Consider the following 11,561-nt stretch of genomic DNA (forward strand, 5'->3'; position numbering starts at 1 on the left):
ACGCCGTACCGGTTTAAAGTTAATCCACTATATTTCAGACGGCCTTTTGTGATGAAAGGGTCGTCTGAAACCGTTTATAACACGATGCCTTTGTTTTTTAAATTTTCCAGACATTCGTCCAGATAAGCATCATCGTGTTCGGGGTAAATCGGCGAATCGGCGGCTTCGATATCGTGTGCGGGATAAGGGGCAACCGCTTTGCCGCGGTACAGCGGGTCTTTCCACAACGGATCGGGTTTGTAGCCGCGTTTTTCCATTTCTTCCATAATCAGCGCGTGATACAGATAGAGTTTGTCAGGCGAATGGGTGAAGACGTAATTCACCGTCGCGTGCGGCCTGCCCCAGCCTGCTCCGCGCAGGGCGGCACACTCGCGGTGTTGTCCCAAAAGCTGGGCGCGGGGGAGCAGCGGGATGAGGGTTTGGTGCCAGAGTCGCATAGAAGAAATCGGATCGGTTGGGATATTAGATTTTCAGACGACCTTGTGTTTTACAAGGTCGTCTGAAACTGTTTGCCGTCAAATATCGTCCACACTTTGCCCTGTCAGCGCACGTTGGATGTTGCGGTTCATGCGTTTGGCGGCAAAGTTGTCGGTGCTGCGGCTGAGTTTGGCGACGGCGGCGCGGATGTCTTCGGCGTTGCCGTCTTTCAGACGACCTTGCAAATCGGCGATGTCTTGCTGAATCTGTTGCAATTCTTCGGCATCCAGCAAATCGCTATCCAACTCAAGGGCGGCGTTGACGGCGCCGGTCAGGCTTTCGGCTTCGACCACAGCTTCGGCGCGGGCGCGTGCCGCCATGTCTTCGGCGGCGTTGCTCATGCTGTCTTTGAGCATTTGGGTGATGGTGTCGTCGTCCAAGCCGTAGGAAGGTTTGACTTCGATTTGCGCCTGTACGCCGGTGCTTTGTTCTTGGGCGGAAACGGACAGCAGGCCGTCGGCGTCAACTTGGAAGGTAACGCGGATACGCGCTGCGCCTGCGGTCATGGGCGGAATGCCGCGCAGGGTGAATTTGGCAAGGCTGCGGCAGTCGGAAACGAGTTCGCGCTCGCCTTGTACGACGTGTATCGTCATGGCGGTCTGGCCGTCTTTGAAGGTGGTGAAATCCTGCGCGCGCGCGGTGGGGATGGTGGAATTACGCGGGATGATTTTTTCGGCGAGTCCGCCGTAGGTTTCCAAACCGAGCGACAGGGGGGTAACGTCCAGCAGCAGCCATTCGCCGTCGGTTTTGTTGCCGGCAAGGACGTTCGCCTGTATGGCGGCGCCGAGCGCGACGACTTCGTCGGGGTTGAGGTTGTTCAGCGGGGTTTGTCCGAAGAAGGTGGCGACCGCTTGTTGGACATGCAGCATACGGGTGGAACCGCCGACCATAATCACGCCTTTAATGTCGGCTTTGGTCACGCCCGCGTCTTTCAAAGCCTGTTTGACGGGTTCGATGGTTTTTTGCACCAGATTTTGCGTCAGGTGGTGAAATTCTTGGCGGGTAATGACGGTATGGATTTTGCAGCCGTCTGAAAGCGTGGCTTCGACGACGGCTTCGGTTTGGCCGGTCAGTTGTTCTTTGGCGGCGCGGACAAGGGAAAGCAGAAGCTGGCTGTCGCGCTCATTGAGTTTGGAAAGGTCGTTTTGTTCGAGCAGGTGGCAGAACAGGCGGTGGTCGAAATCGTCGCCGCCCAATGCGCTGTTGCCGCCGGTGGCTTTGACTTCAAACAGCCCTTTGGTCAGTTGCAATACGGATACGTCGAATGTACCGCCGCCCAAGTCGTAAACGACAAACGTGCCTTCCGAGGCGTTGTCCAGCCCGTAGGCAATCGCAGCGGCGGTCGGCTCGTTAAGGAGGCGCAATACGTTCAAGCCCGCCAAACGCGCGGCGTCTTTGGTGGCTTGGCGTTGGGCATCGTCGAAATAGGCGGGAACGGTAATGACGGCGCCAACCAAATCGCCGCCTAAGGTTTCTTCGGCACGCGATTTGAGGGCTTTGAGGATTTCAGACGACACTTCGATAGGCGTTTTGGCACCTTGGCGGGTGTTCAGCTCGACCACGCGCTCGTTGGGCGTGAACCGGTAGGGCAGGTATTGCGCGTCCTGAGCGAGGTCGGCAAGCGTGCGGCCGATGAGGCGTTTGGCGGAGCTGATGGTGTTCAGCGGGTCGGTTTTTTGGGCGGCAAGGGCGGCTTTGCCGACTTCGACGGCATCGCCTTCGCCGTAGCGGACGACAGAGGGCAGGGTGGTACGCCCGTCCATATCGGTCAGACAAACCGGGCTGCCGCTGCGGACGGTGGCAACCAGGCTGTTGGTCGTACCCAAGTCGATGCCGACGGCGAGGCGGTGTTGATGCGGAGCGGCGGACATGCCGGGTTCGGAAATCTGCAAAAGAGCCATGATTGTGTGCCTTTTGATGCTGTATTTATTAGGATAGGTCGGTATTTTAACAGATTTCGGGTGGATAGTTGAGTGGTTTGGTAAGGAATTGCGATAATCAAATTCCGTTTATTTATAAAGGTCGTCTGAAATTTCCCTACTGCCCCAAATCCGATAAAATCCGATTTTACTATTATGATAATTTTTAGGACACGCCGTGCAAGGACTTGATTATTGCCGTCAGAAGGCAGAAGAAAGCCGCTCCAGTTTTTTATCAGGCTTCCGTTTCCTGCCGCAGGAAAAGCGGGATGCGATAACGGTTTTGTATGCTTTTTGCCGCGAATTGGACGATGTGGTCGATGACTGTTCCGATCCGAATGTGGCGCAGGCAACGTTGAACTGGTGGCGCGGCGATTTGGACAAGGTATTCGGCGGCGTGATGCCGGAGCATCCGGTCAATCAGGCTTTGCGGCAGGTTAAGGAAACTTTCAAGCTGCCGAAATATGAATTGGAAGCCTTAATTGACGGGATGCAGATGGATTTGGTTCAGGCGCGTTACGGCAGTTTTGAAGAGTTAAAACTGTATTGCCACCGCGTCGCAGGCGTAGTCGGCTGCCTGATTGCGCGGATTTTGGGTTTTTCAGACGACCGAACGCTGGAATACGCCGATAAGATGGGCCTTGCGCTGCAACTGACGAACATTATCCGCGATGTCGGCGAGGATGCGAGAAACGGTCGGATTTACCTGCCGATGGAGGAAATGCAGCGGTTTGACGTGCCTGCAAGCGTGATTATGCAATGTAAGCCGACGGCTAATTTTGCCGAACTGATGCGTTTTCAAGTTTCACGCGCCCGCGAGACTTATCGTGAGGCAATGTCGCTGTTGCCTGCTGCCGATAAAAAATCCCAAAAAGTCGGTTTGGTGATGGCGGCGATTTATTACGCGCTGCTGAACGAAATCGATCGTGATGGCGCGCAAAACGTCTTGACTTATAAAATTGCCATTCCTTCGCCGCGTAAAAAACGTATTGCCCTGAAAACCTGGTTATTCGGATTTAAGCCATGAACACTCCGCATCTTCGCCCGAAAATTGCCGTCGTCGGTGCAGGCTGGGCAGGTTTGTCTGCCGCAGTGTCGTTGGCGCGCCGTGTCGATGTTACTGTGTTTGAAGCCGGTCGGCAGGCGGGCGGACGGGCGCGTACTTTGGCTGGAAACGCTGACGGATTCAGCTTTTTGGACAATGGGCAGCATATCTTGCTCGGCGCTTATCACGGCGTATTGACGCTGATGGAGCACATCGGTGCCGACCCTGAAGCCGCTTTTTGCCGTTTGCCGCTGCAATGGCATATGTATGAGGGTTTGCAGTTTCAAAGTACCAACTTTCCTTCGCCGCTGCATATTTTGACCGGCATATTGCGTGCTAAAAACGTTTCGTTTTCTCTGAAAATCAAGCTATTATCCGATATGGCTGCGTTGCAGCGTTACGCACGCGGCAAGCGCGCTGATTTGGCCGTTGCCCAATGGCTGCGGCAGCGCAATGTCCCGCGCAGGCTGGTTGCAGAGTTTTGGCAGCCGCTGGTGTGGGGCGCGCTCAATACGCCGTTGGAACACGCAAGTTTGCGGGTGTTGTGCAATGTTTTGTCCGACGGTGTATGGGCGGATAAATCCGGCAGCGACTACCTTTTGCCCAAGCGCGATTTAGGCGCAATCATCGCCGAACCTGCGGTGGCAAAACTCAAGCAATGCGGTGCGGACATCCGTCTTGAAACCCGCGTAGGTCGTCTGAAAAACCTTCCTGACGGACGCATCGTTGTGAATGATGAGGTTTTTGATGCCGTTATTGTTGCGGTTGCGCCGTATCATGCCGTCCATCTTTTCCCTGAAGATACCCCGGACTATATTCAGACGACCTATCAAAATCTCCGTTATCACTCAATTACTACCGTCTATCTTCGCTATGCCGTTCCCGTCCATCTGCCCGCGCCGCTGACCGGATTTGCCGACGGTACGGCGCAATGGCTGGTGTATCGCGGCGCACTTGGTTTGCCGGCAAACGAAGTCGCCGCCGTCATCAGCGTTTCCGACCATGTCGGCGCGTTCAAAAGCCAAGAATGGGCAGAGAAAGTCCATGCCGATGTAAAACGCATCTGCCCTTATTTGGACGAACCCGAGGCTGCACGCGTCATCACCGAAAAACGCGCGACCACAGCCTGCACGCCTGATTCCGCCACTCCCGATTTTGCTTGGTTGCACCAGCGGCGCATCTATCCGGCAGGCGACTACCTGCACCCGCGCTATCCGGCTACGTTGGAAGCAGCGGTACAGTCGGGTTTGACGGCGGCGGAAATGTGTTTGGCAGATTTCGGGTTAATATAAAGGTCGTCTGAAACTCAAATCCGAGTTTCAGACGACCTGAGATTTTTGCAAAAATAGTCTGTTAACAAAATTTGACGCATAAAAATGTGCTAAAAAATTTTCAATTGGCTAAAACCTTTCTGATATTGAGAAAAAAGTAGAAGAAATCAGGGAGGTTCTTCATTTTAAAAATGGTATTGAGCATAAAATTTTAATAACTCATTATTGCAAAGGTCTCGATCTATTCCGATTGCCTTTACAAGACACGGCAAACCGTTAAAATATCTTAAATCCCTTAAATTTCACAATCAAGGAAGAATTATGCCGACATTGCAAAATAAAACGATTCTGGTAACCGGAGCATCGCAAGGCTTGGGCGAACAAGTGGCCAAAGCCTATGCTGAAGCGGGGGCGACCGTTATTCTGGTTGCGCGCCATCAAAAAAAGCTGGAAAAAGTTTATGATGCGATTGTCGAAGCAGGCTGTCCCGAGCCGTTTGCCATTTGTTTCGATTTAATCGGCGCGGAAGAAAAAGAATTCGAGCAGTTTGCCGCAACCATCGGCGAAGCGATTCAGGGGAAACTCGACGGTATCGTCCATTGCGCCAGCTATTTTTACGCGCTCTCGCCTTTGGATTTTCAAACCGTCGCCGAATGGGTCAACCAATACCGTATCAACACCGTTGCACCGATGGGTCTGACCCGCGCGCTGCTTCCGCTGCTGAAGCAGTCGCCCGACGCGTCCGTCATCTTCGTCGGCGAAAGCCACGGCGAAACCCCGAAAGCTTACTGGGGCGGTTTCGGTGCATCCAAAGCCGCATTGAATTATTTGTGTAAAGTTGCCGCCGACGAATGGGAACGCTTTGAAAACCTGCGTGCCAATGTTTTGGTCCCCGGTCCGATTAATTCTCCGCAGCGCATCAAATCCCATCCCGGCGAATCGAAGAGCGAACGTAAAAATTACGAAGACGTATTGCCCCAGTTTGTTTTGTGGGCAAGTGAAGAGAGCAGGGGGCGTAGCGGCGAAATCGTTTATCTTTGATTTGCTTCTACCGTAATTTGAAAGGTCGTCTGAAAAGGTTTCAGACGACTTTTTTAGGGTTTTTTTAACCGGGCAGGAATAACAGTCGCCAGAATTAAAGGGGTGTAATGTGATTGCTTTGTTTGAAATCCCCTGATTTAAACAACGAGGTCGTCTGAAAACAAACATAGCGGGTTTCGCTAAAAATGTTTCAGACGACCTTTTCTTATGCTTTACTTTTTAGAATGCCATATGGACATTGGGTTCGCAGCCTGTCCGTTTGGAATGAGTCTAATCGAACTGTGTCTTTACTCCGTACAATACAGAGTTGTTTTACAACCCTTGGCGGTCGAGCCAGCGTTCGGCATCAAGTGCGGCTTGGCAACCTGAGGCCGCGCTGGTGATAGCTTGGCGGTAGGTGTGGTCTTTGACGTCGCCTGCCGCCCATACGCCTTCGATATTGGTCGCGCCGACGTTGTCGCCCGTACCACCTTTGGTTTTCAGGTAGCCGGTTTCGTCCATATCGAGCTGGCCTTTGAAAATGTCGGTGTTGGGTTTATGGCCGATGGCGATGAAAACGCCTTTGACGGCGATGTCTTCGGTAGTGCCGTCATTGTGTTTCAAACGAGCGCCGGTAACGCCGCTTTCGTCGCCCAAGACTTCATCCAGATTGCTGTTGAGCTTGAGGATGATTTTGCCTTCTTCAACGCGCTGCATGAGTTTGTCCACCATGATTTTTTCGGCGCGGAAGCTGTCGCGGCGGTGGATCAGGGTAACGGTGTTAGCGATGTTGGCAAGGTAAAGGGCTTCCTCTACGGCAGTATTGCCGCCTCCGACGACGGCTACGTCTTGCTGTTTATAGAAGAAACCGTCGCAGGTCGCGCAAGCGGATACGCCTTTGCCGGCAAAGGTTTCTTCACTGGGCAGCCCCAGATATTTGGCGGATGCGCCGGTGGCGACGATCAGGGCGTCGCAGGTGTATTCGCCCATGTCGCCTTTTAGGGTGAAGGGGCGGTTTTGCAAATCGACGGTGTGGATTTGGTCGAAAATCATTTCGGTGCCGAAGCGTTCGGCATGGGCAAGGAAGCGCGCCATCAGTTCAGGGCCTTGTACGCCTTCGGCATCGGCGGGCCAGTTGTCGACTTCGGTGGTGGTCATCAGTTGTCCGCCCTGTTCGACGCCGGTAATGATGACGGGCTTGAGGTTTGCGCGGGCGGCATAGACGGCGGCGGTGTAGCCGGCGGGGCCTGAACCGAGGATGATGAGTTTGTGATGGTTGCTCATGATGTTTTCCTTACTTTGAGATTGAGTGTGTTTCAGACGAGATAGATTTTACTTGAAAATCTAAGCTGCGTCCTTTGGCATGCTGGTGGATATGTTGGCAGTATTGAAATTAACAAGGGTCGATCGTGAATAGTAAATTAGTTATCGGGAAAGTGTATTCAAGAAAGGTCGTCTGAACATTTTCAGACGACCTTTTGCCTTTTAATCAGCCTTTTGTCGGCTTCACAATATCCGGCATTGGGATAATTTACAGGAAAACCAATGCTGTCATTTGTGTTTTATTTTTCCAGTAATTTGGCTGCTTCGACGGCGTAATAGGTCAAGATGCCGTCGGCACCGGCGCGTTTGAAGGCGAGCAGGCTTTCGAGTATGACTTTTTCACCGTCCAACCAGCCGTTTTGAATCGCGGCTTGAAGCATGGCGTATTCGCCGGAAACCTGGTAGGCGTAGGTCGGTACGCCGAACTCGTCTTTGACGCGGCGGACAACGTCAAGATAAGGCAGACCGGGTTTGACCATCACCATATCCGCGCCTTCCTGAATGTCGAGGGCGACTTCATGCAGGGCTTCGTCGGTATTGGCGGGGTCCATTTGGTAGGTTTTCTTGTCGGCTTTACCCAAATTACCGGAACTGCCGACCGCATCGCGGAACGGGCCGTAAAATGCGGAAGCGTATTTGGCGGAATACGCCATGATGCGGGTGTGGATGTGTCCTGCGTCTTCGAGGGCTTCGCGGATGGCGAGGATGCGGCCGTCCATCATGTCGGACGGGGCGACGACCTGCGCGCCTGCGTCGGCGTGGCACAAGGCTTGTTTCACCAAAACTTCGATGGTTTCGTCGTTGAGGACGTAGCCGTTTGCATCGGTCAGTCCGTCTTGCCCGTGGATGGTGTAGGGGTCGAGTGCGACGTCGGTCATGATGCCGAGTTCGGGGAATTTTTCGCGCAGGGTGCGTACGACGGTCGGCACGAGTCCTTCGGGGTTGTAGGCTTCTTCCGCCAAGTCGGTTTTATTTCGGGTAACGACGGGGAAGAGTGCCAGCATGGGGATACCGAGCTTGAGGGCTTCTTCGGCGGTGAACAATAATTTGTCCAGGCTTTGCCGTTTTACGCCGGGCATGGAGGGGACGGCTTCTTCTTGGTTGCTGCCTTCAAGTACGAAAACGGGGTAAATCAAATCGTCTGCGGTCAGGGTATGCTCGCGCATCAGGCGGCGGGAGAAGTCGTCTTTGCGCATGCGGCGCATACGGGTGGCGGAAACGTAACGCGGTGGGAAGTTCATAATCGTCCTTTGTCCTTCTGAAAACAGCTAAATCGGCAGGAGAAATGTTTTCAGACGACCTCTTTGCAAGCAGGGGTCGTCTGAAAATGGGTTTGCGACAGTTTACGCCGTTTTGGGAGATTACTGAAGCAGTAGATAGAATGTTGATACGAATCAGTCTTCGACTTTGGTAATCACTTTGACTGTTTTTTTAATTTCTTTGAACGTATCTGTTTTGAGGTTTTGTTCGTTCGGCAACATTCCGTTGGTGTTCAGCGGAGCGATGTTTTTCAAAGCGCGGCGGTATTCTGCTTCACTTAATTTTTCTTGGCTGATTCTCCATACTTTGCGGCCGGAGGCTTTAACTTCGGAGGCAGTCCACAGTCCTACCTTGTGGTAGTAGAACAAAACGCTTTGCAGGAGTGCTTTCATGTCCGCACCGGGCTTGCCGCTACCGATACTGCGTCCGATACGGTTGTTGCGCTGATCGACGGCTTGGTCGGCAAGGAAACGGCTGTAATAATCGGTTTTACCCTCTCGAATTTCCATGTCGGACAGGTAGGCATTGCCGGCCCTGTTGGCAATTTCGCTGTCGAATTGAGAGGAAATAGCGGCCTGCCATAAGGCCTGACGGACGGCATTGACCTGTGTCCCGCGTCCTTCGCCGTTGGCGAGGTCGTCTAAACCGGTCCGGGTGGCAAAGCGTGCGGCGTTGCTGGTTAGGTTAGTCGAGTTTTTGTCTTCAACGCCGATCACTTGCGCCGCAACAGGGTGGTTGATGGCAAATTGCGCGATTTTGCTGCGACGGCTTTGGTCTACCTGATAAGTATGGCAGCCGGAAAGCAATGCGGAAGCGAGCAGGATGTAAGAAGTATGTGTTTTGAGTTTCATGTTTGCCATAATAAAATATTATTGTTTAGTGACAGATTACGTTATTTAACATAAAAATGCAGACAATAGCAAAATATTTTTCAAGCGGAGGGATTTGGGCTTGAATGGTTGCTTAATGGGAAGGTCGAGGTCGTCTGAAAATGGGCGTTACATTTTGCCGGGATTTTGACTGCGAAAAATATTAATAAGCTGTTTGGATTCCTGTAATGGCAAACCGAAATGCGTTCGGATTGCCTGAATATCCTCGGCATTGTTATCACTCAGATTGCGTGAGAGCCATTCGAAAGTTTCGGGCTGTTTCAGAAGCCGTGCGAGGTATGCCTGCTTGAGTTTACGGTTGCGCCACCGAACGAACAGCATAGTGAAAACAAATAAGACAATCAGGAAAATATTGGTAAGGGCGATAAAAGTCATGTTGGAGCGTGCATGATTAGGTGGGAGTAAGTGCATATTATGAATGATTTTTCTCTTTCTTACTCAAAAAACTCATGTTAAGCGGAGTAAAGCCCATGCGGAAGCGTGGTACAATATTGTCAACAATTTAAAGCGTTTTCCTCGCGGAGAACGCTGTTTTTCATTAGACATCAAGAGGCTTTTATGAAATTTTTAGACCGTGAGGCAACGATTGCCAAGCCGGGTTTCAACCGTTGGCTGGTGCCGCCTGCCGCTTTGGCGGTGCATCTTGCCATCGGGCAGATTTATGCGTATTCCGTGTTTAACGCGCCGCTGACCAAGCTTATCGGCATTACCGAATCGGCAGCCGGAGATTGGAAGCTGACGACTGTGGGCTGGATTTTCAGTATCGCGCTGGCTATGTTGGGCGCGTCTGCTGCTTTGTTCGGCACTTGGATGGAGCGTGTCGGCCCGCGCAAGGCGATGTTTGTCGCGGCGTGCTGTTTCAGCTTGGGCTTTTTTGTGTCGGCACTCGGCGTCAGCACGCATAACCTGTTTCTCCTCTATTTGGGAAACGGCGTGATCGGTGGCATCGGCTTGGGATTGGGCTATATCGGCCCTGTGTCCACTTTGATGAAGTGGTTTCCCGACAAACCGGGCATGGCGACGGGTTTGGCGATTATGGGGTTCGGCGGCGGTGCGATGCTTGCTTCGCCGTTGTCCGTATCGTTGATGAATGCGTTTTCAGACGACGTGTCGGTCGGCGTCGCACCGACTTTTGTCGTTTTGGGGCTGTTTTACCTTGTATTGATGATGTTCGGTGGATTCACCATCCGCGTGCCGGCGGAGGGTTGGAAACCTGAAGGCTATGTCGCTCCGAAAGTGAAAAACAAGCTGGTCAGCAGCAATCATGTCAATGTTTCCCAAGCGATGAAAACGCCGCAATTTTGGCTGTTGTTTTGGGTGTTGTGCCTGAACGTGACTGCCGGTATCGGCGTTTTGGGGCAGGCTTCGGTCATGATTCAGGAGCTGTTTTCAGAGGCGTCGGTCGGCAAACAAGCGGCAATCGGTGCGGGGGCGGCGGCAGGTTTCGTCAGCCTTTTGAGCCTGTTCAATATGGGTGGGCGGTTTTTATGGTCCAGCGTTTCCGACAGAATCGGACGTAAAAATACCTACACCATCTTTTTCGTACTCGGCTCGTTGCTGTATTTTGCCGTTCCGTCCATTGGCGAGAGCGGGAACAAGGCTTTGTTTATTATTGGATTTTGCGTCATCATTTCCATGTATGGCGGCGGTTTTGCCGCGATTCCGGCTTATTTGAAAGACTTGTTCGGCACTTATCAGGTCGGTGCGATTCATGGGCGTATTTTGCTGGCTTGGTCAACCGCTGCCGTGATCGGTCCGGTCTTGGTGAATTACATCCGCCAAAGCCAAATCGACAGCGGTGTTCCCGCCGCGCAGGCATATGGCATTACCATGTATATCATGGCGGGATTGTTGATTGTCGGTTTACTGTGCAACCTTGCCGTCAGATCGGTTCATGAGAAACACCATGAAACCGACATCAAAACAGCAGCATACAGCGGCAACCCCGATGACGAAACTGCTGTTTCCGATGCCTACTTGCTGCAGGAAAAAGTTGCGGCAGGCGGTTTTTCGGTTTGGTGGCGTTGGGCTTTAGTCGGCGTCCCGCTGGCTTACGGCGTGGTGATGGTATTCGTCAAGGCATTGGATTTGTTCCGTTAAAAGCGGATTGATGAGGAAAAGGCCGTCTGAAAATTTTTCAGACGACCTTTTTGATATTGGTTATGATTGGAGGCTGTGTCGATATAGCGGGTTTATATGAGACTCTCCATCCAGTCATTTTTGTGGGGAGGGGTTTGGAAATTCGAAATTAGGGTGATTTTTAAATATTTCTAAAAATCAGAGTTCTCTTGCCTTGAGGGAAAAACGAAAGGGTCATTCTTATTTTGTATAGTGGATTAACTTTAAACCAGTACGG

General features: G+C 52.3%; 10 protein-coding genes. 4 read left to right on the forward strand and 6 right to left on the reverse strand.

Annotation, left to right across the window (positions count from 1 at the left end; all coding sequences use genetic code 11):
• Positions 1–74: 74 nt before the first annotated feature.
• Complete coding sequence (locus HMPREF3066_RS08240) at positions 75–437, reverse strand: TIGR02328 family protein (RefSeq protein WP_009311362.1); 363 nt, start codon at positions 435–437, stop codon at positions 75–77.
• A 78-nt stretch (positions 438–515) separates the two neighbouring features.
• Entirely contained in the window at positions 516–2,378 is a 1,863-nt protein-coding gene (gene hscA, locus HMPREF3066_RS08245) for a Fe-S protein assembly chaperone HscA (RefSeq protein ID WP_070441988.1), read from the reverse strand.
• 196 nt (positions 2,379–2,574) lie between these two features.
• Between hscA and hpnD the strand changes: the two genes are divergently transcribed.
• From hpnD to HMPREF3066_RS08260, 3 genes are all read left to right on the forward strand, one after another.
• Positions 2,575–3,423, forward strand: coding sequence for a presqualene diphosphate synthase HpnD (gene hpnD, locus HMPREF3066_RS08250; protein ID WP_070441992.1), 849 nt, complete (start codon positions 2,575–2,577; stop codon positions 3,421–3,423).
• The gene (hpnE, locus tag HMPREF3066_RS08255; RefSeq protein ID WP_070441996.1) at positions 3,420–4,733 is read left to right on the forward strand and encodes a hydroxysqualene dehydroxylase HpnE; all 1,314 of its coding nucleotides are present in this window, start codon (positions 3,420–3,422) and stop codon (positions 4,731–4,733) included. Before hpnD ends, hpnE begins: the two co-directional genes overlap by 4 nt.
• Before the next feature lie 300 nt (positions 4,734–5,033).
• On the forward strand, positions 5,034–5,753 hold the full coding sequence (locus HMPREF3066_RS08260) for an SDR family oxidoreductase (RefSeq protein ID WP_070442000.1): 720 nt from the start codon (positions 5,034–5,036) through the stop codon (positions 5,751–5,753).
• A 312-nt stretch (positions 5,754–6,065) separates the two neighbouring features.
• On the opposite strand, the gene trxB is transcribed toward HMPREF3066_RS08260, so the two are convergent.
• From trxB to HMPREF3066_RS08280, 4 genes are all read right to left on the reverse strand, one after another.
• Complete coding sequence (gene trxB, locus HMPREF3066_RS08265) at positions 6,066–7,016, reverse strand: thioredoxin-disulfide reductase (protein WP_070442005.1); 951 nt, start codon at positions 7,014–7,016, stop codon at positions 6,066–6,068.
• A 278-nt stretch (positions 7,017–7,294) separates the two neighbouring features.
• Positions 7,295–8,296: a porphobilinogen synthase gene (gene hemB / locus HMPREF3066_RS08270; RefSeq protein WP_049227429.1), complete on the reverse strand. Its 1,002-nt coding sequence runs from the start codon at positions 8,294–8,296 to the stop codon at positions 7,295–7,297.
• A 153-nt stretch (positions 8,297–8,449) separates the two neighbouring features.
• Positions 8,450–9,175: a hypothetical protein gene (locus HMPREF3066_RS08275; RefSeq protein WP_070442011.1), complete on the reverse strand. Its 726-nt coding sequence runs from the start codon at positions 9,173–9,175 to the stop codon at positions 8,450–8,452.
• A 138-nt stretch (positions 9,176–9,313) separates the two neighbouring features.
• Complete coding sequence (locus HMPREF3066_RS08280; RefSeq protein WP_070442015.1) at positions 9,314–9,580, reverse strand: hypothetical protein; 267 nt, start codon at positions 9,578–9,580, stop codon at positions 9,314–9,316.
• Between the two features lie 183 nt (positions 9,581–9,763).
• Between HMPREF3066_RS08280 and HMPREF3066_RS08285 the strand changes: the two genes are divergently transcribed.
• A complete protein-coding gene (locus tag HMPREF3066_RS08285) occupies positions 9,764–11,305 on the forward strand; it encodes an L-lactate MFS transporter (protein WP_070442018.1) in 1,542 nt (513 codons plus the stop codon).
• Positions 11,306–11,561: the final 256 nt, after the last annotated feature.

This window comes from Neisseria sp. HMSC03D10 (genome assembly GCF_001807625.1).
GTDB classification, from domain to species: domain Bacteria; phylum Pseudomonadota; class Gammaproteobacteria; order Burkholderiales; family Neisseriaceae; genus Neisseria; species Neisseria mucosa.